Below are 20,084 nucleotides of genomic sequence, written 5' to 3' on the forward strand. Positions count from 1 at the left end.
TGCCAATGACGGATAGGGGATCAAGACCGGATGCCGTCCCTTAAGGACCTACGCAACCGCATCGCCTCGGTGAAGGCGACGCAGAAGATCACCAAGGCCATGCAGATGGTCGCGGCGGCGAAGCTGCGCCGCGCGCAGACCGCGGCCGAGGCGGCCCGTCCCTATGCCGAGCGCATGGAAGCGGTGCTGGCCAACCTCGCCGGCGGCCTCGCCAATGGCAGCGCCCCGCGCCTGATCGCCGGCACGGGCTCGGACAAGGTCCAGCTGCTCGTCGTCTGCACGGCCGAGCGCGGCCTGTGCGGCGCCTTCAACTCCTCGATCGCTCGTCTTGCCCGCGACAAGGCGAACGCGCTCAAGGCCGAAGGCAAGACGGTCAAGATCATCTGCGTCGGCAAGAAGGGCTATGACATCCTGCGCCGGCAGTTCGCCGCGGATATCATCGAGCTCGTCGACCTGCGCGCCTTCAAGCAGCTCGGCTTCGTCAATGCCGAGACGATCGCGCAGAACATCCTGACGCGCTTCGCGGGTGGCGAGTTCGATGTCGCGACGCTGTTCTTCTCGAAGTTCAAGTCGGTGATCGCGCAGATCCCGACGGCGCAGCAGATCATCCCGGCCGAGATTCCGGCTGGCGCCAAGACGACCGACGCGGTCTACGACTACGAGCCGGAAGAGAGCGAGATCCTCGAGACGCTGCTGCCGCGCAACCTGACCGTTCAGGTGCTGCGGGCGCTGCTCGAGAACGCCGCCTCCGAGCAGGGCGCGCGCATGTCCGCCATGGACTCCGCCACGCGCAATGCCGGCGAGATGATCAAGAAGCAGACGACGATCTACAACCGCTCGCGTCAGGCGATGATCACCAAGGAACTGATCGAGATCATCTCCGGCGCGGAAGCGCTCTAACCGCCTAACTATTCAGGCCGGCGTGCCGGCCACCCGACACGCTTCGCATCCGAGGTTCGAACCATGGCCAAAGCCGCTACCAAGACCAAGACCGACAAGCCCGCCAACACCGGCACCGGCCGCGTTTCGCAGGTCATCGGCGCCGTCGTCGACGTGCAGTTCGACGGCGCGCTGCCGGAGATTCTGAACGCGCTCGAGACCGAGAACCTCGGCAACCGCCTCGTCCTCGAGGTCGCCCAGCACCTCGGCGAGAACACCGTTCGCACCATCGCCATGGACTCGACCGAAGGTCTGGTCCGCGGCCAGTCGGTGACCGACACCGGCGCGCCGATTTCGGTTCCCGTCGGCGACGAATGCCTCGGCCGCATCATGAACGTCATCGGCGAGCCGGTCGATGAGGCCGGCCCGATCAAGACCACCAACACCCGCGGCATCCACCAGCCGGCTCCGTCCTATGCCGAGCAGGCGACGGACGCGCAGATCCTGGTCACCGGCATCAAGGTCGTCGACCTGCTGGCTCCCTACGCCAAGGGCGGCAAGATCGGCCTGTTCGGCGGCGCCGGCGTCGGCAAGACCGTGCTGATCATGGAGCTGATCAACAACGTCGCGAAGGCCCACGGCGGCTACTCGGTGTTCGCCGGCGTCGGCGAGCGCACCCGCGAAGGCAACGACCTCTATCACGAGATGATCGAGTCGGGCGTCAACAAGAAGGGCGGCGGCGACGGTTCGAAGTGCGCCCTCGTCTACGGCCAGATGAACGAGCCCCCGGGCGCCCGCATGCGCGTCGCCCTGTCCGGCCTGACCGTCGCGGAAGACTTCCGCGACCGTGGCCAGGACGTGCTGTTCTTCGTCGACAACATCTTCCGCTTCACCCAGGCCGGCTCGGAAGTGTCGGCGCTGCTGGGCCGCATCCCGTCGGCGGTCGGCTATCAGCCGACGCTCGCCACGGACATGGGCAATCTGCAGGAGCGGATCACGACCACCAACAAGGGCTCGATCACCTCGGTGCAGGCGATCTACGTGCCGGCGGACGACCTGACCGACCCGGCGCCGGCGACCTCCTTCGCCCACCTGGACGCGACGACTGTGCTCTCGCGCTCGATCGCGGAAAAGGGCATCTACCCGGCGGTCGACCCGCTCGACTCGACCTCGCGCATGCTCTCGGCCGCGATCGTCGGTGACGAGCACTACGGCGTCGCCCGCCAGGTCCAGCAGATCCTCCAGCGCTACAAGGCCCTGCAGGACATCATCGCGATCCTGGGCATGGACGAGCTCTCGGAAGAGGACAAGCTCGCCGTCGCCCGCGCCCGCAAGATCGAGCGCTTCCTCTCGCAGCCGTTCTTCGTCGCGGAAGTCTTCACCGGCTCGCCGGGCAAGCTCGTCGCGCTCGAGGACACGATCAAGGGCTTCAAGGGCCTGGTCGAGGGCAAGTACGACCACCTGCCGGAGGCCGCCTTCTACATGGTCGGCTCGATCGAGGAAGCGGTCGAGAAGGCCCAGCGCCTGGCTGCCGAGGCGGCGTAAGTTTCACGGGCCGTTCCGGTCGGCTTTGGCTGGCCGGGGGGCGTGACACGCGTCATTCTCGGGCTTGCCCCGAGAATCTCTGGACGAGCAGACACTGGTTTCAGGGATGGTCGGGTCAGGCCCGACCATGACGAGCCTGGAGAGATTTTACGATGGCCACCTTCACATTCGAACTCGTCTCACCGGAGCGCATCCTGTTCTCGGGTGAAGCCGTCAGCGTCATCGTGCCGTCGGTCGAGGGCGAGATGACCGTGCTCGCCGGTCACGCGCCGGTCGTCGCCGTGCTGAAGCCCGGCATCGTCCTGGTCCAGACCGACTCCAGCAACGGCAAGGAATTCTTCGTCTCGGGCGGCCTCGCCGAGGTCAACGCGACGAGCGTCACCATCCTGGCCGAGCAGGCCCGCTTCCTTGAGGACGTCGACAGCGCCGTTCTCGATGCGGAGATCCTGACCGCCGAGACCCGCCATGCCGGCTCGCATGACGAGGCCGAGAAGAAGCGCCTGCACGACCAGCTCGTGCAGCTGCGCGAGTTCAAGGGCGTGTTCGAGCAGCGCAAGGCGGCTTGAACCAAGCTTTTTATCTGACGGAATCGAAAAGGCCGAGAGCTTGCTCCCGGCCTTTTCGTTTGGCCTCAGTGGGGCGTGATCAGGCTGCGATCGCCTCGGCGAGCGCCACCACGCGCTTGGCCATCTCGGCGTGCAGGCGCTCGACCATGCGGCCGTCGAGCTGGATCGCGCCCTTGTCGGCATTCGCCGGCTCGGCGAAGGCGGAGATGATGGCGCGGGCGCGGGTCAGCTCGCTTTCCTCCGGCGCGAAGACGGTGTTGGCCACCGCGACCTGGTTCGGATGGATCAGGGTCTTGCCGTCGAAGCCGAGGTCGCGGCCCTGCTCGCATTCGGCCCTGAAACCGGCCTCGTCCTTGAGGTCGTTGTAGACGCCGTCGACCACATCGACGCCATGGGCGCGGGCGGCGAGGATCGCCGTGGTCAGCCAGGGCAGCATCGGCGCGCGGCCCGGCACGAAGCGGGCGCGGGTTTCCTTGGCGAGGTCGTTGGTGCCGAGGATGAAGCAGGCGAGGCGGGTCGAGGGATCGCGGGCGGCGCGTGCGATCCTCTCGCAGTCGAGGATGGCGAGCGGCGTCTCGATCATCGCCCAGACCCGCGTCTCCGGCTTGGCCCAGAGCCCGGTCAGGCGATGGCCGATCTCGACCAGCGTCTCGGGCGAGGAGACCTTCGGGATCAGGATCGCATCGGGGGCAGCTTCGGACGCGGCGGCGAGGTCGGCGTCGAACCAGGGCGTGTCGATGCCGTTGGTGCGGATGACCAGCTCGCGCCTGCCATAGCCGCCGGCCTTGACCGCGGCGCAGACTTGGCTGCGCGCCAGCTCTTTGGCGTCGGGGGCGACCGCATCTTCGAGATCGAGGATCAGCGCGTCGGCGGCGATCTCGCGGGCCTTTTCGAGGGCGCGGGCATTGGAGCCCGGCATATAGAGGACGCTGCGGCGCGGACGGATGTCGGTCATATTGTCTCTCCGGATTGAAGGGTCGCCGGGTTCGCTGCAGTGCACACTAGACTGCGCCGCAATGCAATGTCAGTTCTGCGAAAGACGGATGACGGGCCTGTGATGCGCTGGATTGTCGGTGTCGACGGCTGCAAGGCGGGCTGGATCGCGGCCTTCGCCGACCAGACGGGGCAGGGGCCGCCCTTCTTCCGTGTCTTTTCGCGTTGGAGCGATCTGCTCGCCGGGCCGCCAGTGCCGGAGCTGATCGCGGTCGACATGCCGATCGGCCTGCCCGATCGGATCGCCGGGTCCGGGCGCGGACCGGAGCAGGCGGTTCGGGCGCTGCTCGGCGACCGGCAGTCCTCGGTGTTCTCGATTCCCTCGCGCAGCGCCGTCCATGCGGCCGATTATGGCGATGCCTGCCGACTGGCGCTGGCGACGTCGGAGCCGCCGCGCAAGGTCTCGAAGCAGGGCTTCCATCTCTTCCCGCGCATCCGCGAGATCGACGCGCTGCTGCGGACAGAGCCCGGCTGGTGCGAGCGCATTGTCGAGACGCATCCCGAGCTCGCCTTCCGGACCATGCGGGGCGCGCCGCTCCTGCATCCCAAGAAGATCAAGGGCGTGGTCAACCCGGCGGGGATGGCCGAGCGCCGGGCGCTATTGCTGGCGGCCGGGCTGCCGACCGAAATCGTACATGCCCGGCCGCCGCGCGGCGCCGCCGCCGACGATGCGCTCGATGCCCTCGCGGCGTTGGTCGTCGCCCGGCACATTGCCGCCGGGCGCGGGAAGCCCTTCCCCGAACCGCCGGGACGCGATAGCCACGATCTACCTATCGCGATCTGGACCTTCGTCGCGGATCGTTCCCTCGTCCAGGATATCGCCATGACAGAGAAGCCTGTGCCGCGCTCGATGATCGAGGCCGCGGCCGATCGCATTGCCGGCCATGCCCGCACCACGCCGGTGATGCGACTCGGCACCGGCGCTTTCGGCTCGCGCGCCGATGTCTCGCTCAAGCTCGAAAGCCTGCAGCATGCCGGCTCCTTCAAGACGCGCGGCGCCTTCAACAACCTGCTCTCGCTCGATGTTCCCGCCGCCGGCGTCGCCGCGGCCTCGGGCGGCAATCACGGCGCGGCCGTCGCCTATGCCGCCGGCAAGCGCGGGGTGAAGGCGACGATCTTCGTGCCGGAGATCTCGCCGGCGGCAAAGATCGAGGCGATCCGCCGCTTCGGCGCCGAGGTCCGGATCGGCGGCGCGCAGTATGACGATGCCCAAGCGGCCTGCGACAAGTTCGTGGCCGAGACCGGCGCGCTCAAGATCCACCCCTTCTCGGCCAAGGAGACGATCGCCGGCCAGGGTACGCTCGGCCGCGAATGGCAGAGCCAAGAGCCCGATCTCGACACCGTGCTGGTCGCGGTCGGCGGCGGCGGATTGATCTCCGGCATCGCTGCCTGGTTCGCCGGCACCAGCGTCAAGGTCGTCGGTGTCGAGCCGGAGGGCTCGCGGGCGCTGCAGGCGGCGTTCGAGGCGAAGGGGCCGGTGACGGTGACCGTCGCTTCGGTCGCGGCCGATTCGCTCGGAGCCCGCAATGTCGGCCAGCTGGTCTATGATGTCTGCAAGGACGCGGTCGATCATGTCGCTTTGGTGCCGGATGCGGCGATCGTCGAGGCGCAGCGCGTGCTCTGGCGCGATTTCCGCCTCGCGGTCGAGCCGGGCGGCGCTGCGGCGCTCGGCGCACTGATCGGCGGTTCCTACAAGCCGCAGCCCGGCGAGCGCCTCGGCGTCCTCGTCTGCGGCGCCAATGTCGATCTGACGAAGCTGGTCGAGATCACCGCATGAGCAAGCGGGGCATCGCGAAGGGCGGCAAGGCGCTCTATGGCGCGCCGCTCGGCGTGCTGATGCTGGAGGCGCGCTTTCCGCGCATTTTCGGCGACATGGGCAATGCCACGACCTGGCCCTTCCCGGTGCTCTACCGCGTCGTGCAAGGCGCAAGCCCCGAGAAGGTGGTGCTGAAGGGAGCAGCAGGGCTGCTCCCTGACTTCGTCGTGGCCGCGCAGGAGCTGGTCCGGCTCGGCGCCGAGGCGATCACCACCAATTGCGGCTTCCTCTCGCTGTTCCAGCTGGAGCTGGCTTCTGCTGTCGGCGTTCCCGTCGCGACCTCCTCGCTGATGCAGGTGCCGTGGGTGCAGGCGACCCTGCCGCCCGGCAAGCGCGTCGGCCTCGTCACCGTCTCGGCGGCGACGCTGACGCCGCAGCATCTTCGGGCGGTCGGTGTCCCCGCCGATACGCCGGTGACCGGCACCGAGAACGGCCGCGAATTCTTCCGCGTTCTGATCAGGGCCGAGAAGGAGGATATGGATATCGACCTCGCCGAGCAGGACGTGGTCGAAGCAGCCCGGCGGCTGGTCAAAGAGCATCCCGAGGTCGGCGCCATCGTGCTTGAATGCACCAATATGCCGCCCTATGCCGCGGCAGTGCAGGCGGCGACGGGGCTGCCGGTCTACGACATCTATTCGATGATCACCTGGTTCCATGCCGGCCTCAGGCCACGCGACTTCCGCTAGCCTTCGACTTCGGACCAGCTTTACGACGGCCCGCGCCGCAGCGCACAATGAAGGCCCGCCGCGAAAGCCGAGCCGATGTCCGAGATCACCAGCAAGACCAATACCGGCCGCTTCTTCGAGGATTTCCGGCTCGGCGAGACCATCGCCCATGCGACGCCGCGCACGGTCACGGTCGGTGACGTCTCGCTCTATACCGCGCTCTACGGGCCGCGCTTCGCTGTGCAGTCCTCCGACGCCTTCGCCAGCGCGATCGGCTATCCCGCCGCGCCGGTCGACGATCTCCTGGTCTTCCACATCGTCTTCGGCAAGACGGTGCCGGACATCTCGCTCAATGCGGTCGCCAATCTCGGCTATGCCGATGGCCGTTTCCTCAAGCCGGTCTTCCCGGGCGACACGCTCTCGACGACGTCCGAGGTGATCGGGCTGAAGCAGACCTCGGGCGGCGATGCCGGCATCGTCTATGTCCGCTCGATCGGTCGCAATCAGCGTGGCGAGATCGTGCTGAGCTATGCCCGCTGGGTGCTGGTGCGCAAGCGCCGGCCCGGCACACCGGCAGAGTTCGAGCAGGTGCCGGAACTGCCGAAGAGCGTCGCGCCGGAAGCGCTGGGCGAAGGCTGCCCGCCGCTGCAGCTTGCCGCCTATGACGACGCGCTCGCCGGCTCGCCTTTCCGCTGGGGCGACTACCGGGCGGGCGAGCGCATCGACCATGTCGACGGCATGACCGTCGAGGAAGCCGAGCACCAGATCGCGACCCGGCTCTACCAGAACACCGCCAAGGTGCATTTCGACGGTTATGGTGCCCGCGAGACCCGCTTCGGCAAGCGCCTGATCTATGGCGGGCACGTCATCAGCCTGGCGCGCGCCCTGTCCTTCAACGGGCTCGGCAATGCCTTCCACATCGCCGCGATCAATGCCGGCCGCCATGTCTCGCCGCTGTTCGCCGGCGACACCGTCTTCGCCTGGAGCGAGGTGCTGGAGACCGCGGAGGTGCCGGGGCGTTCGGATGCCGGTGCGCTGAGGCTGCGCCTCGTCGCGACCAAGAACCTGCCCTGCAACGAGCACCCGCTGAAGCACGCCGACCAGTATGCCGACGGCGTCATCCTCGACTTCGACTACTGGGCCCTGCTGCCGCGCTGAGGCATCCCTCAGCGCGACTTCGTGTCCTCGCCGGTCTTCCTGACGCTGACCTTGCCCTTGGCGTCGACCGTGGCCTCGTAGGTCAGGAGGTCGACCCGTTCCTCCTGCGAGATCGAGACGGTGAAGGACGTCGTCGAGTTCTGCTTGATCGCGCTGATGCCGCCGCCGCCGACCTGGCTGTAGGTCCGGCTGATATCGGCGAGGATCGCCTCGATGATGCACTTGGAGCGTTCGATCGCGTTCATCTGGCAGCGCTTTCCTGTGGCGTGGGCGGGGCCGAGGAGTCCGGCCATCCCGCTGAGAACGAGAATGAGCATCGAAAGGTTTCGTCGGGTGAGGCGCATCATCGCGGTCCGAACAGGCTGGATGAAGGTCATTTGCGCAGGGGCCGGTGCGTGAGCATGGCGTTGGTGGCGACTTCCGCCGGGATGCGTGGATAGATGCGCTGCATCTTGGCCTCCCAATCGGTCGCCGTCAGCACATTGCCCTTGCCGGACAGCGCGACCATCGCCTTGCGCCAGGGCACGGCATGGACGAGGCGCAATTGCATGCCCTGGCCCATCACCGAATATTTGTCGACATCGGCGACGCCATAGCAGTTCGAGGCATTGGTGTTGCCACCGGGGGGGCAATGCGCCTTGCCGATGTCGACATGGCCGAGGCCGAGCAGATGGCCGACCTCGTGGACATGGGCGCGCTGCATGATCGCTTTGCCCTTGCTGTTGGTGCCCTTCTTCACCGAATTGGTGTCGAGGCTGTCGTAGAGCTTGGAATGCGAGCCGAACCAGGTCTCGCTGCTGTGCAACCGGACGACGTCGATGACGTGATGATGGCCGCCGAGCGCGATGTCGCGATCCTCGATCTTGATCAGGCACCAGATGTTGGGCCGGTACTTCGTGCCGTTTTTCTCGAACTCGTAGACCGGGAAATTGTTCGACAGCCAGAACTTGCCGTTCCAGAAGCGGGTCGCGGTGTCGACGAAGTTCTTCTTCCACAGGTTCCAGCTGCCGACCGTCCATTTGATGATCTTGCGGGTCGGCTCCGTGGCGTCACCATAGTCGTGATAGGTGCCGTTGGCGGCGCCGGCAGCTGGATTGATCTGCCGGAAGCCGAGCTTCAAGGTCAGCGTCAACTCGGCGTTGTTGTAGGGATCGCAGCAATCCGTATTCAGTTCGGCCTCGAACTGCGAAAGGCTCATGCCCAGCTTCATGGATGGTCCTCGCTTGTGCGATACGCCCTGAGGATAGGTGGCGGATGGCGCTTGTCGGGCTTTAGGCTGTTTTCGCAGGCCGTCGGCAGTCAGCCTTCACGGGAAAGAAAGTTACAGATTTTGATTTCTGTAATCGCGCAAATGCCTATCGCATTGCAGCGAGGAGATGGTTTCGTTAGAGAGCCATTCACTCTAGAACGATACCAAGCGATCTTCGCTTCGTGAGCTTGAAGGGTCGGGAGTCTTAACTTGGCCGAGTCCAGACCGGCGGCGCGCCCGCTTTCCCCGCATCTGCAGATCTATCGCTGGTCCTGGACCATGGCGGCGTCGATCGCCCACCGCGCCACCGGCGTGGCGCTCTATGGCGGCACGCTGCTGATCGCGCTCTGGCTGATCGCGGCCGCGTCCGGCCCCGCCGCCTACGAAACCGCGCAGTGGATCGCGGGCTCGATCCTCGGCCGCCTCGTTCTGTTCGGCTACACCTTCGTGCTGCTGCATCATATGGTCGGCGGGCTCCGCCATTTCGTCTGGGATCTCGGCTACGGCTTCGACCCGCAGACCCGTATGAACCTGGCCAAGTACAACCTCGTCGCCTCCGGCGTGCTCACTGTGCTGGTCTGGCTCGTCGTCCTGACGCGCTGAGGAACACGAAGATGCTCTCCAACTCCTCGATGCGCACCCCGCTCGGCCGCGTCCGCGGCCTCGGTTCGGCGAAGTCCGGCACCGGCCATTTCTGGCTGCAGCGCGTCACGGGCGTCGCCAACGTCATCCTGACGCTGGCCTTCCTGTGCGTCGTCATCTCGCTGATCGGCAAGCCCTATGGCGCCGCCATCGCGACGCTGTCGAACCCGATCGTCGCCATCCTGATGCTGCTCTTCGTCATCTCCGGCGCGGTCCACATGCGCCTGGGCATGCAGGTCGTCATCGAGGACTACGTCCATCACGAGGGGCTGAAGCTCGTCGCCGTGATGGCCAACACCTTCTTTGCGATCGCCGTCGGCGCCGCCTGCGCCTTCGCGCTCCTGAAGATCTCGTTCGGAGGCTGATCATGGCGATCACCCGCGCCCGCCCCGTCCCGGCTTACACCGGCCAGGCCTACGCCATCACCGACCACACCTTCGACGTCGTCGTCGTCGGCGCCGGCGGCGCCGGGCTTCGCGCCACGGTCGGGTGCTCGCAGGCCGGCCTGCGCACCGCCTGCATCAGCAAGGTCTTCCCGACCCGCTCGCACACCGTCGCGGCCCAGGGCGGCGTCGCCGCCTCGCTCGGCAATATGGGCAAGGACACCTGGCAGTGGCACATGTACGACACCGTCAAGGGGTCGGACTGGCTCGGCGACCAGGACGCGATCGAGTACCTCGTGCGCAACGCGCCGGCCGCCGTCTACGAGCTCGAGCACTGGGGCGTGCCCTTCTCGCGCACCGAGAGCGGCAAGATCTACCAGCGCCCCTTTGGTGGCATGACCACCGATTTCGGCAACGGCCCGCCGGCCCAACGCACCTGCGCCGCGGCCGACCGCACCGGCCACGCCATGCTGCATACGCTCTATGGCCAGGCGCTGCGCTACAACACCGAGTTCTTCATCGAGTACTTCGCCATCGACCTGATCATGGACGAGGATGGCCATTGCCGCGGCGTGATCGCGCTCAAGCTCGATGACGGCACGCTGCACCGCTTCCGCGCCCAGCAGACCATCCTGGCGACCGGCGGCTATGGCCGCGCCTATTTCTCGGCGACCTCGGCCCATACCTGCACCGGCGACGGCGGCGGCATGGTGCTGCGGGCTGGACTGCCGATGCAGGACATGGAGTTCGTGCAGTTCCACCCGACCGGCATCTACGGCTCGGGCTGCCTGATCACCGAGGGCGCGCGCGGCGAGGGCGGCTATCTCACCAATTCCGAGGGCGAGCGCTTCATGGAGCGCTACGCTCCCTCGGCCAAGGACCTCGCCTCGCGCGACGTCGTCTCACGCTCGATGACGATGGAAATCCGGGCCGGCCGCGGCGTCGGCAAGGACAAGGATCACATCTACCTGCATCTCGACCATCTCGACCCGAAGATCCTGCATGAGCGCCTGCCCGGCATCTCGGAGAGCGCCAAGATCTTCGCCGGCGTCGACGTCACCCGCGAGCCGATCCCGGTGATCCCGACCGTGCACTACAACATGGGCGGCATCCCCACGAATTTCCACGGCGAGGTGCTGACCAAGGTCGATGGGGATCCGGACCGGGTCGTGCCCGGCCTGATGGCGATCGGCGAAGCGGCCTGCGTCTCCGTGCACGGCGCCAACCGCCTCGGCTCGAATTCGCTGATCGACCTCGTCGTCTTCGGCCGTGCGGCTGGTCTGCGCTGCGCCGAGACCGTCAAGGCCGGCGAGAAGCAGCCGGAGCTGCCGGCGAACTCGGCCGATCTCTCGCTCACCCGCCTCGACAAGTACCGCAACGCCAAGGGCGGCACGCCGACCGCGGTGCTGCGCGACAAAATGCAGCGGACGATGCAGGCCGATTGCGCCGTCTATCGGACCGGCGAGACGCTCGAGGCGGGCCACAAGGCGATCCACGAGGTCTGGGCCGGCATCACTGATATCGGCACCACCGATCGCTCGCTGATCTGGAATTCCGACCTGATCGAGACGCTGGAGTTCGAGAACCTGATCACCCAGGCGGTGGTCACCATGGACTCGGCGCTGCAGCGTCCGGAGAGCCGCGGCGCCCATGCCCGCGAGGATTATCCGGACCGCAACGACAAGGACTGGATGAAGCACACCCTCGCCTGGATCGACGACGAGCAGCGCACCGTCACGCTCGATGACCGTCCGGTGCACACCTACACGCTCTCGAACGACATCGAATACATCAAGCCGAAGGCGCGGGTGTACTGAGGACGATCTGACCGATGGCCGAATTCAATCTTCCGCAGAACTCCCGCCTGACCGAGGGCAAGGCCTGGCCGAAGCCGGCTGGTGCCAAGAAGGTCACCGAGTTCAAGATCTATCGCTGGAACCCCGACGATACCGCCAATCCGCGCACCGACACCTATTATGTCGACCGCGACGATTGCGGGCCGATGGTGCTCGACGCCCTGATCTGGATCAAGAACAAGGTCGACCCGACGCTGACCTTCCGGCGCTCCTGCCGCGAGGGCATCTGCGGCTCCTGCGCCATGAACATGGACGGCAAGAACGGGCTCGCCTGCACCACCGGCATCGACGAATGCGGCGGCAAGGGCAAGGTCGCGATCTATCCGCTGCCGCATATGCCGGTGGTCAAGGATCTCGTTCCCGACCTGACCCGCTTCTACGCCCAGCATGCCTCGATCGAGCCCTGGCTCAAGACGACGACGCCGGCGCCCGAAAAGGAGTGGAAGCAGGCCAAGGACGACCGCGAGAAGCTCGACGGGCTCTATGAGTGCATCCTCTGCGCCTGCTGCTCGACCTCCTGCCCGAGCTATTGGTGGAACGGCGATCGCTATCTTGGGCCCGCGGCGTTGCTGCAGGCCTATCGCTGGCTGATCGACTCGCGCGACGAGGCCACCGGCGAACGCCTCGACGATCTCGAGGACCCGTTCCGGCTCTATCGCTGCCACACCATCATGAACTGCGCCAACGCCTGCCCGAAGGGCCTCAACCCGGCCAAGGCGATCGCCGAGGTCAAGAAGATGATGGTGGCGCGGCAAGTCTGAGAGGCGCAAATCCGCGAGCGCGGCCGCCTGACGCGGCTGGCTGCGCTTCCGGTGCTCACGGACAGAAAGTCCGCTCCGCTCCGGTTCTCGCCAACCACGCCAGCCGACTCACGCTGGCGAATTTTCGCGGCGCTTTGGCGGGATCGGGCGCGTTTCCGCGCTATTTTAGATACCGTTCCGGCCGGAACGGTGCCGGATCGGCTGCGGGTGTCTCGCCGCAGACCAGAGCGGCCAAGATCTCTCCGGTCACGGGTCCGGTCGAGAAGCCGATATGCTGGTTGCCGAAGGCGAGCCAGAGGCCGGGATTGCGCGGCGCCTCGCCGATCATCGGCAATGAATCGGGCAAGGTCGGGCGCGAGCCGCGCCAGGTCCTGTCCTCGGCCGGTTCCGTCAGCGGAAAAGCCTCGCGCGCCCGCGGCAGCACCTGTTCGATCTGGGCGTGATCGTCGAGCGCATCGCGATGGGCGAGCTCGACGCCGCTGGTCAGGCGCAAGCCAAGCTCCATCGGCGCCAGCATGTAGGACGCCTCGACATCGTAGATCGGCCGGTTGAGGAAGCGGCCCTGCGCCGGCTTGTAATGGCGGTGATAGCCGCGCTCGACATTGAGCGGCACTTTCAGACCGAGCGGCTTGAGCAGATCGGCGCTCCACGGCCCGAGCGCGACGACCGCGAGATGGGCATCGTGCTGCCCACCTTTGGTGGTGACGCGCCAGCCTTCGCCCTGCTTCGACAGGGCGGTGACCTCGTCGCGCAGGATCGTGCCGCCACGGGCGGCGAACAGCGCCGCATAGGCCTCTACCACCGCTCCGGGCCAATCGACCGAGGCGCTGTCCTTGTGGTGCAGCGCCGCCGAGAAGATCGGGTTCAGGCTCGGCTCCAGCGCCGAGAGTGCCTGGCGGTCAAGCGCCTCGACCCGCACGCCGTGATCTTCGAGAAAGGTCCGGCGCGCCTCGGCTGCTGTCCGCCCGGCCTCGCTGCGCCAGAGTTCGAGGAAGCCGGTGTCGCGCAGGCGCCAGGCGATGCCGGCCTCGGTCATCAGGCGCTTGTGCAGGGGCAGGGAAGGGGCAATCAGGCTCTCCAGCGCCGCGACGCGCGGGGCGAGCCGGTCCGCCTTGGCCTCGCTGAGGAAGCCGAGGATCCAGCCGGGATTGGCCAAGAGATGGCCGAGCCGGTAGCGCACCGCCGCGTGCCGGTTGCTCAGATATTTCGGCAGGTTCTTCCACAGGCCGGGATTGTTGAGCGGCATAATCGAGGAGCGGCTGATCACGCCGGCATTGCCGTAGGAGGTTTCGCGGCCGGGTTCGCGCCTGTCGATCAGGGTGATCTTGAGGCCGCGCTTCTGCAGCGCGAGCGCGCAGGAGACGCCGACCATGCCGGCGCCGAGGACGATGATGCTGCGGCTCACTTGGCGAGGTCCGGGGAGAGAACGGGCTCGGCGAGCCAGTGATCGAGGAAGCTGTCGAGCCAGGCGCGCACGGGCGGATCGTACTGGTACCAGCCTTCGAGATGCTGGTGGCGCAATTGCGCGCCCGGCATCAGCGTGCGCTCATGAGCGCGCACCGACCAGCGGCACATCATCGCCAGCGTCACCTCGGGGTGGAACTGCAGCCCGTAAGCCTTGCTGCCGACGCGAACTGCCTGGACAGGGAAATCGCCGCCGGTCGCCAGGCATTCGGCGCCTGTCGGGCAATCGAAGCCCTCGCGATGCCATTGATAGACCGTGTCCGGCCAGATGCAGCCGGTCGCGGTGGCGTCGGCATGGCCGGCCTCGGTCAGGCTGAGCGGGTAATAGCCGATCTCGGCCCGGCCCTCGGCATGGGTGTAGACGGTCGCACCGAGATGGCGGGCCAGCATCTGCGCGCCCAGGCACAAGCCGAGAAAAGGCGCCTCCTCCTTTAGGCAGACGCCGATCCAGTCGGTCTCGGTCTTGACGAAATCGTCGGGGTCGTTGGCACTCATCGGCCCGCCGAAGATCACAGCACCGGCATGGTCCCGCATGGTCTGCGGCAGCGGGTCGCCGAACCGGGGCTTGCGGATATCGAGCGCGTGGCCGCGCTCGGCGATCAGGCGACCGACGCGGCCGGGCGTCGAATGCTCCTGATGGAGCACGATCAGCACGGGCTTCTTCGGCGGCGGCAGGCTGTCGAGGCGGGGGCGGAGCCGGCGACGGGTCGGGAAGCGATAGGACAGATCGTTCATCGCGATGGTCGGTTGCGCTCCCGAGGCCGGATTCCCGCGCCGGATCGCATCTAAAATGCGGTTTGTCGGCCCCTGCGGCAAGCAAATTATGCGCCATGGCCGGCATGGCAGAGGCCAGCACCGTGCATGCTTCGTGCAATCCTCCATCAATAAAGTTCCGGCAATGCAACCTCCAGTGATGACGTTGGTTGACTTTCGAGCTGGGGTCAGGCATGAGAATGAACGTTCATTCTCATCATTCAAAAGAAGCATGTCCCAGGTCGTCACATCCTTCTCGGCCGAGCGCGGCCTGTCAGAACGTCATGTCCATATCCTGGATGCGGCCGAGCGCGTCTTCGCGCGTGCCGGGTTCCATGCCGCGACGATGAACGACATCGCGGTGGAGGCCGGGATGAGCCCGGGCAATCTCTATCGCTACTTCTCTTCGAAGGACGCGATCATCGCCGGGATCAGCGAGCGCGACCGGACCGAGGTCGCGGCCGATTTTGCCCAGCTCGATCCGGGCAAGGGCGGCTTGCTCGACCAGCTCGAGGAACTCGGCCGCCAGCACATGGTGCGCAAGCCGCGCGAGAAGGCGGTCATCGCCCTGCAAATCTGGGCGGAGGCCTCGCGCACGCCGGAGATGGCGCGAATCTGCGCCAGCTTCGACGAGGTGGTCGAGCACGGCCTCGCCGCCGCTGTCGAGGCCGCCAAGCAAAGCGGAGAGCTGCCGAGCAATCTCGATCAAGCGCGCTTCCTGACGGCGTTGTTCATGATGGCGGACGGCTTCTTCTGCCGGCGCGCCGTCGATCCCGATTTCGACGCCGCTGTCGGCGCCGAAGCCCTATTCGCCGCGATGCGCGGTCTGACGCAGACCATGCTGCTGCCGTCCGCCGGCGAGCCAACCCCTTAAAGACGAAGACCGACCATGCCCGTCTCACCCAAGACCGTGATCCTGCTGCCGCTCGTCGCGCTCGCCTTCACGCCTGCGACCGCCTTCGCGCAGGCTCCGGCCTCCGCCGCCGCCACCCAGCAGCCCTCCGCCGGCCCGGCGATCACCGTGACCTCGGCCAAGCGCGACGAGATCGTGCAGAGCGTCGTCGTCTCCGGCTCGATGGTCGCGCGCGACGAGGTGCTGGTCACGCCCGAGGTCGACGGCTTCGTCATCACGGAACTCCTCGCCGAAGAGGGCGACCGTGTCGCTGCCGGCCAGGTGCTGGCCAAGCTGTCGCGCACCACGCTCGAAGTGCAGCGCGCCCAGAACGAGGCGCAGAGCGCCAAGGCGCAGGCCGCGATCGACCAGGCCAAGGCGCAGATCGTCGAGGCGGAGGCCAATCTCGTCCAAGCCAACAACGCCTTCGACCGCACCAAGGCGCTGCGCGACAGCGGCAATGCCAGCCTGGAGACCTTCGACCAGCGCGCCGCCGTGGCCCGTGGCAGCCAGGCACGGCTGAACTCGGCCAAGCAGGCGCTGGCGATGGCGCAGGCCGATCTTGCGCTGTCGCAGGCGCAAGGCCGCGATATCGAGGTCAGGCTGGCACGTACCGAGATCAAGGCGCCGAAGGCCGGCATCGTCAGCCGCCGCAATGCCAGGCTCGGCGCCATGGCGACGATGGCGGCCGCCGAGCCGCTGTTCAAGATCATCGCCGATGGCGCGATCGAGCTTGAAGCCGATGTCGCCGAGGTCGAACTGGCCAATCTCAAGGCCGGGCAGGCGGTCGCGGTCACGCCGGCTGGCGCCGACAAGGCGCTCGCAGGTACCATCAGGCTGATCTCGCCCGAGGTCGACCGGGCCTCGCGCCTCGGCAAGCTGCGCATCTCGCTCACCGGCAATCCGCCGGTCGCGGTCGGCTCCTTCGCCCGCGGCGTGATCGAAACCGGCCGCAAGACCAGCATCGTCCTGCCGTTGTCGGCGATCACCTATGCCCGCGGCGGCGCCATGGTGCAGGCCGTCAAGGACGGCAAGGTGACGACCAAGAAGGTCACGCTCGGCCTGATCGGCGGCGGGCGCGCCGAGATCGCGTCGGGCCTCGCCGAAGGCGAGAGCGTCGTGGCGCGCGCCGGCACCTTCGTGCGCGACGGCGACATGATCACGCCGGTCGCGGCGAACTGACGGGAGCCACGCGTGAACGTCAATTTCTCCGCCTGGTCGATCCGCAAGCCGGTTCCGTCGATCCTGCTCTTCGTCGTGCTCTGCGTGCTCGGGCTGCTCTCGTTCTCGAAGCTGCCGGTGACGCGCTTCCCGAATATCGACGTGCCGCTGATCTCGGTGACCGTGACCCAGTCCGGTGCTGCGCCGGCCGAGCTCGAGAGCCAGGTCTCAAAGCGCGTCGAGGATGCTGTCGCGAACATCACCGGCGTCAAGCATGTGATGTCGACGCTGACCGACGGCTCCTCGGTGACGCTGGTCGAGTTCAGGCTCGAAACCAACACCGACCGTGCCGTCAACGACGTCAAGGATGCGATCGCCAAGATCAGGGCCGATCTGCCGCGCACTATCGACGAGCCGGTGATCCAGCGCATCGACGTCGAGGGCCAGTCGATCCTGACCTATGGCGCCTCCTCGCCCGGCATGACGCTGGAGCAGCTCTCCTGGCATGTCGACGATGTCGTCGCGCGCGAGCTTCAGGGCCTGAAGGGCGTCGGCCGGGTTGAGCGCTATGGCGGCGTCGATCGCGAGATCCGGATCTCGCTCGATCCGGATCGTCTGCTGGCGCTCGGCACCACCGCGGGCGAGGTCAACCGCCAGATCCGCGCCACCAATGTCGATTTGGCCGGAGGGCGCGGCGAGGTCGGCGGCCAGGAACAGGCGATCCGCACGCTCGCCAGTGCCAAGACCGTGGCGGAGCTCGCCGACAGCAAGATTCAGCTCACCGGCGGCCGCGAGGTCCGCCTGAAGGAGCTCGGTCGCGTCGAGGACGCCAATTCCGAGCCGCGCGCCTTCGGCCGGCTCGACAAGCAGCCGGTCGTCTCCTTCGCCGTGTTCCGCTCCAAGGGGTCGAGCGAGCTCTCGGTCAAGGACGTCGTCGCCGCCAAGATCGACGATCTCAACAAGCGCTATCCGGAGATCCAGCTCAAGCCGATCGACGATGCCGTGGCCTATACCCACGGCAACTACAAGGCGGCGATGGAGACGCTGCTGGAGGGCGCGGCGCTCGCCGTGCTCGTCGTCTTCGCCTTCCTGCGCAACTGGCGAGCGACGCTGATCACCGCGATCGCCCTGCCGCTATCGGCCATCCCCACCTTCTGGGCGATGGAGCTGATGGGCTTTTCGCTCAATCTGGTCAGCCTGCTCGGCATCACGCTGGTGACCGGCATCCTCGTCGACGACGCCATCGTCGAGATCGAGAACATCGTCCGGCACATGAAGATGGGCAAGTCGCCCTATCGCGCCGCGATGGAGGCGGCCGACGAGATCGGCCTCGCCGTCATCGCGATCACGCTGACCATCGTCGCGATCTTCGCGCCGGTCTCGTTCATGGGCGGCGTCGCCGGCCAGTATTTCCGCCAGTTCGGCCTCACCGTCGCGGTCGCCGTGCTGTTCTCGCTGCTGGTCGCGCGGCTGATCACACCGATGATGGCGGCCTATCTGATGAAGCCGGTCAGGCATGACGAGCCCAAGGACGGCTTCATCATGCGCGGCTACACTTGGTTGCTCGAAGCCTCGCTGAAGAAGCGGCGCATCCCGCTGCTGCCGCGCTTCGACGGCTCGCGGCGCTGGCGGACGATGCCGTTCAACACCGCCTATCTCACCCTGGTCGTCGGTTTCGCCTTCCTGATCGGCTCGATCCAGGCGACGCAATTGCTGCCGACTGGCTTCATCCCGGACGAGGACACCTCGCGCGTCGTCGCCAGCGTCGAGCTGCCGCCCGGAGCGACGCTGGAGGACACCCGCGTCGCGACCGACACCATCGTCGACCGGCTGCGCGAGATTCCCGAGGTGACACGCGTCTTCGTGCTCGGCGGCGCCTCGCCGACCGGCCAGCGCGAGGTGCGCCGCGCCGCGGTCTTCATCCTGCTGAAGCCCAAGGCCGAGCGCGACATTGCCCAGAAGGAGCTCAAGGTCACCATCGCCGAGAAGCTGGCGAGCGTCCCCGATGTGCGCGCCTGGTACGTCAACGAGCGCGGAGAGCGCGAGATGGCGTTCTCGATCCTGTCCAAGGACGGCGATGCGCTCGACGAAGCCGTGGCGAAGATCGAGGCGCGCATGCGCCGGGTCGAGGGCTATCTCAACGTCGCCTCGGCCGGCTCGCTCGGCCGGCCGGAGCTGCGCGTCACGCCGAAGCTGGAGCAGGCGGCGAGCCTCGGCGTCACGCCGGAGGCGATCTCGGAAGCCATCCGCGTCGCCACCATCGGCGACATCGGCGCCAACCTCGCCAAGTTCAACGCCGGCGACCGGCTGGTGCCGATCCGCGTCCAGCTCGACGAGCAGGCCCGCACCGATATCCGCAATATCGCGGCGCTGCGTGTGACCAATGCCAATGGCGTCTCGATCCCGCTGACCGCCGTCGCTCAGATCGATTTCGGCGAGGGCCCGAGCTCGATCGACCGCTACGACCGAGAGCGTCGCGCCACGATCGGCGCCGATCTGAAGCGCGGCTTCGAGCTCGGCACGGCGCAGGACAAGTTCCACGAGATCGTCAAGGAGGTCGGCCTGCCGCAGGGCGTGCGCATCGCCGCCACCGGCGACGCCGAGATCCAGGGCGAGGTCGTGCAGGGTTTCGTCCAGGCCATGACCACCGGCCTGATGCTGGTGCTCGCGGTGCTGATCCTGCTGTTCGGCTCGGTGTTCCAGCCGATCACCATCCTGCTCTCGCTGCCGCTCTCCTTCGGCGGCGTGGTGATCGCGCTGCTCGCCACCAACAATCCCGTCTCGATGCCGGTCTATATCGGCCTCTTGATGCTGATGGGCATCGTCACCAAGAACGCGATCATGCTGGTCGATTTCGCGGTCGAGGAAGTCGGGCGCGGCTCCGAGCGCCTGCACGCGCTGCTGGAAGCCGGGCGCAAGCGGGCGCGACCGATCGTGATGACGACGATCGCGATGGGCGCCGGCATGCTGCCTTCGGCCTATGGCGTCGGCGACGGCGGCGAGTTCCGCGCGCCGATGGCGATCGCCGTGATCGGCGGTCTGATCGTCTCGACCGTGCTCAGCCTCGTCTTCGTGCCGTCCTTCTATGTGGTGATGGACGATCTCGGCCGGCTGACCGGCTGGGTTTTCGGCCGCTTCTTCGGCAAGGCCGAGGACGAGAGCGCCTGGACCGCGATCAGCGACGAGGAGACGCCCGGCGAAGCCAGCGCCAAGGCGATGGCGGGCAAGCTGCCGCCGCCGCGACTGGCGGCAGAGTGAGGAAACCAGGGGCCCGCCTGCGAGCGGGCCCTTTTGCTTTCCG

18 protein-coding genes are annotated in these 20,084 nt (G+C 67.0%); 13 read left to right on the top strand and 5 right to left on the bottom strand.

Annotated features, from left to right (window positions below; all coding sequences use genetic code 11):
• Nucleotides 1–30 precede the first annotated feature (30 nt).
• The 3 genes from ACQKLX_RS13390 (at nt 31) to ACQKLX_RS13400 (ending at nt 2,990) form a co-directional block, all read left to right on the top strand.
• Nucleotides 31–900, top strand: coding sequence for a F0F1 ATP synthase subunit gamma (locus ACQKLX_RS13390; protein WP_427362060.1), 870 nt, complete (start codon nt 31–33; stop codon nt 898–900).
• Between the two features lie 63 nt (nt 901–963).
• Nucleotides 964–2,424 carry a F0F1 ATP synthase subunit beta gene (atpD, locus tag ACQKLX_RS13395; protein WP_427362061.1) on the top strand — a complete coding sequence of 487 codons (1,461 nt, stop codon included), beginning with the start codon at nt 964–966 and terminating at the stop codon, nt 2,422–2,424.
• Nucleotides 2,425–2,576: 152 nt separating this feature from the next.
• Nucleotides 2,577–2,990: a F0F1 ATP synthase subunit epsilon gene (locus ACQKLX_RS13400; RefSeq protein WP_427362062.1), complete on the top strand. Its 414-nt coding sequence runs from the start codon at nt 2,577–2,579 to the stop codon at nt 2,988–2,990.
• A gap of 79 nt (nt 2,991–3,069) precedes the next feature.
• Here ACQKLX_RS13400 and ACQKLX_RS13405 read toward each other — a convergent pair whose 3' ends face one another.
• On the bottom strand, nt 3,070–3,945 hold the full coding sequence (locus ACQKLX_RS13405; RefSeq protein ID WP_427362063.1) for an HpcH/HpaI aldolase/citrate lyase family protein: 876 nt from the start codon (nt 3,943–3,945) through the stop codon (nt 3,070–3,072).
• Nucleotides 3,946–4,047: 102 nt separating this feature from the next.
• Between ACQKLX_RS13405 and ACQKLX_RS13410 the strand changes: the two genes are divergently transcribed.
• The 3 genes from ACQKLX_RS13410 to ACQKLX_RS13420 all read left to right on the top strand — a co-directional run bounded on the left by ACQKLX_RS13410 (nt 4,048) and on the right by ACQKLX_RS13420 (nt 7,622).
• Entirely contained in the window at nt 4,048–5,760 is a 1,713-nt protein-coding gene (locus ACQKLX_RS13410) for a serine/threonine dehydratase (RefSeq protein WP_427362064.1), read from the top strand.
• Nucleotides 5,757–6,485, top strand: a complete 729-nt coding sequence (locus ACQKLX_RS13415) for an aspartate/glutamate racemase family protein (RefSeq protein WP_427362065.1) — start codon at nt 5,757–5,759, stop codon at nt 6,483–6,485. Before ACQKLX_RS13410 ends, ACQKLX_RS13415 begins: the two co-directional genes overlap by 4 nt.
• A gap of 75 nt (nt 6,486–6,560) precedes the next feature.
• Nucleotides 6,561–7,622 (top strand): MaoC family dehydratase, encoded by a 1,062-nt coding sequence (locus tag ACQKLX_RS13420; RefSeq protein ID WP_427362066.1) that lies wholly within the window; start codon nt 6,561–6,563, stop codon nt 7,620–7,622.
• An 8-nt stretch (nt 7,623–7,630) separates the two neighbouring features.
• Here ACQKLX_RS13420 and ACQKLX_RS13425 read toward each other — a convergent pair whose 3' ends face one another.
• Together ACQKLX_RS13425 and ACQKLX_RS13430 are read right to left on the bottom strand one after the other, a co-directional pair.
• Complete coding sequence (locus ACQKLX_RS13425) at nt 7,631–7,867, bottom strand: hypothetical protein (protein ID WP_427362067.1); 237 nt, start codon at nt 7,865–7,867, stop codon at nt 7,631–7,633.
• Nucleotides 7,868–7,995: 128 nt separating this feature from the next.
• Entirely contained in the window at nt 7,996–8,820 is an 825-nt protein-coding gene (locus ACQKLX_RS13430) for a hypothetical protein (protein ID WP_427362068.1), read from the bottom strand.
• A 261-nt stretch (nt 8,821–9,081) separates the two neighbouring features.
• Between ACQKLX_RS13430 and sdhC the strand changes: the two genes are divergently transcribed.
• The 4 genes from sdhC to ACQKLX_RS13450 are packed head-to-tail and all read left to right on the top strand — an operon-like array spanning nt 9,082 to nt 12,513.
• Nucleotides 9,082–9,474, top strand: coding sequence for a succinate dehydrogenase, cytochrome b556 subunit (sdhC, locus tag ACQKLX_RS13435; protein ID WP_126114902.1), 393 nt, complete (start codon nt 9,082–9,084; stop codon nt 9,472–9,474).
• An 11-nt stretch (nt 9,475–9,485) separates the two neighbouring features.
• On the top strand, nt 9,486–9,878 hold the full coding sequence (gene sdhD, locus ACQKLX_RS13440) for a succinate dehydrogenase, hydrophobic membrane anchor protein (protein ID WP_236846383.1): 393 nt from the start codon (nt 9,486–9,488) through the stop codon (nt 9,876–9,878).
• A gap of 2 nt (nt 9,879–9,880) precedes the next feature.
• Nucleotides 9,881–11,713, top strand: a complete 1,833-nt coding sequence (gene sdhA / locus ACQKLX_RS13445) for a succinate dehydrogenase flavoprotein subunit (RefSeq protein ID WP_427362069.1) — start codon at nt 9,881–9,883, stop codon at nt 11,711–11,713.
• Between the two features lie 14 nt (nt 11,714–11,727).
• Entirely contained in the window at nt 11,728–12,513 is a 786-nt protein-coding gene (locus tag ACQKLX_RS13450) for a succinate dehydrogenase iron-sulfur subunit (protein ID WP_091832860.1), read from the top strand.
• A gap of 160 nt (nt 12,514–12,673) precedes the next feature.
• Here the strand turns inward: ACQKLX_RS13450 and ACQKLX_RS13455 are convergent, their stop codons facing one another.
• Together ACQKLX_RS13455 and ACQKLX_RS13460 are read right to left on the bottom strand one after the other, a co-directional pair.
• Nucleotides 12,674–13,918: an NAD(P)/FAD-dependent oxidoreductase gene (locus ACQKLX_RS13455; RefSeq protein WP_427362070.1), complete on the bottom strand. Its 1,245-nt coding sequence runs from the start codon at nt 13,916–13,918 to the stop codon at nt 12,674–12,676.
• Complete coding sequence (locus tag ACQKLX_RS13460; RefSeq protein ID WP_427362071.1) at nt 13,915–14,712, bottom strand: glutamine amidotransferase; 798 nt, start codon at nt 14,710–14,712, stop codon at nt 13,915–13,917. Before ACQKLX_RS13460 ends, ACQKLX_RS13455 begins: the two co-directional genes overlap by 4 nt.
• 250 nt (nt 14,713–14,962) lie before the next feature.
• Between ACQKLX_RS13460 and ACQKLX_RS13465 the strand changes: the two genes are divergently transcribed.
• Genes ACQKLX_RS13465 through ACQKLX_RS13475 form a run of 3 tightly spaced genes read left to right on the top strand, consistent with a single transcriptional unit; the run spans nt 14,963 to nt 20,041 of the window.
• Complete coding sequence (locus ACQKLX_RS13465; RefSeq protein WP_427362072.1) at nt 14,963–15,604, top strand: TetR/AcrR family transcriptional regulator; 642 nt, start codon at nt 14,963–14,965, stop codon at nt 15,602–15,604.
• Nucleotides 15,605–15,619: 15 nt separating this feature from the next.
• The gene (locus ACQKLX_RS13470) at nt 15,620–16,804 is read left to right on the top strand and encodes an efflux RND transporter periplasmic adaptor subunit (RefSeq protein ID WP_427362073.1); all 1,185 of its coding nucleotides are present in this window, start codon (nt 15,620–15,622) and stop codon (nt 16,802–16,804) included.
• A gap of 12 nt (nt 16,805–16,816) precedes the next feature.
• A complete protein-coding gene (locus ACQKLX_RS13475; protein WP_427362074.1) occupies nt 16,817–20,041 on the top strand; it encodes an efflux RND transporter permease subunit in 3,225 nt (1,074 codons plus the stop codon).
• Nucleotides 20,042–20,084 lie beyond the last annotated feature (43 nt).

The sequence above is a fragment of the Allobosea sp. NPDC003192 genome (genome assembly GCF_050275675.1).
Lineage (GTDB): Bacteria > Pseudomonadota > Alphaproteobacteria > Rhizobiales > Beijerinckiaceae > Allobosea.

What these genes read in the sequence shown, in the direction of transcription:
- ACQKLX_RS13390 (WP_427362060.1), top strand. Translation starts at nt 31, where the DNA reads ATGCCGTCCCTTAAGGACCTACGCAACCGCATCGCCTCGGTGAAGGCG.
- atpD (WP_427362061.1), top strand. Translation starts at nt 964, where the DNA reads ATGGCCAAAGCCGCTACCAAGACCAAGACCGACAAGCCCGCCAACACC.
- ACQKLX_RS13400 (WP_427362062.1), top strand. Translation starts at nt 2,577, where the DNA reads ATGGCCACCTTCACATTCGAACTCGTCTCACCGGAGCGCATCCTGTTC.
- ACQKLX_RS13405 (WP_427362063.1), bottom strand. Translation starts at nt 3,945, where the DNA reads ATGACCGACATCCGTCCGCGCCGCAGCGTCCTCTATATGCCGGGCTCC.
- ACQKLX_RS13410 (WP_427362064.1), top strand. Translation starts at nt 4,048, where the DNA reads ATGCGCTGGATTGTCGGTGTCGACGGCTGCAAGGCGGGCTGGATCGCG.
- ACQKLX_RS13415 (WP_427362065.1), top strand. Translation starts at nt 5,757, where the DNA reads ATGAGCAAGCGGGGCATCGCGAAGGGCGGCAAGGCGCTCTATGGCGCG.
- ACQKLX_RS13420 (WP_427362066.1), top strand. Translation starts at nt 6,561, where the DNA reads ATGTCCGAGATCACCAGCAAGACCAATACCGGCCGCTTCTTCGAGGAT.
- ACQKLX_RS13425 (WP_427362067.1), bottom strand. Translation starts at nt 7,867, where the DNA reads ATGAACGCGATCGAACGCTCCAAGTGCATCATCGAGGCGATCCTCGCC.
- ACQKLX_RS13430 (WP_427362068.1), bottom strand. Translation starts at nt 8,820, where the DNA reads ATGAGCCTTTCGCAGTTCGAGGCCGAACTGAATACGGATTGCTGCGAT.
- sdhD (WP_236846383.1), top strand. Translation starts at nt 9,486, where the DNA reads ATGCTCTCCAACTCCTCGATGCGCACCCCGCTCGGCCGCGTCCGCGGC.
- sdhA (WP_427362069.1), top strand. Translation starts at nt 9,881, where the DNA reads ATGGCGATCACCCGCGCCCGCCCCGTCCCGGCTTACACCGGCCAGGCC.
- ACQKLX_RS13450 (WP_091832860.1), top strand. Translation starts at nt 11,728, where the DNA reads ATGGCCGAATTCAATCTTCCGCAGAACTCCCGCCTGACCGAGGGCAAG.
- ACQKLX_RS13460 (WP_427362071.1), bottom strand. Translation starts at nt 14,712, where the DNA reads ATGAACGATCTGTCCTATCGCTTCCCGACCCGTCGCCGGCTCCGCCCC.
- ACQKLX_RS13465 (WP_427362072.1), top strand. Translation starts at nt 14,963, where the DNA reads ATGTCCCAGGTCGTCACATCCTTCTCGGCCGAGCGCGGCCTGTCAGAA.
- ACQKLX_RS13470 (WP_427362073.1), top strand. Translation starts at nt 15,620, where the DNA reads ATGCCCGTCTCACCCAAGACCGTGATCCTGCTGCCGCTCGTCGCGCTC.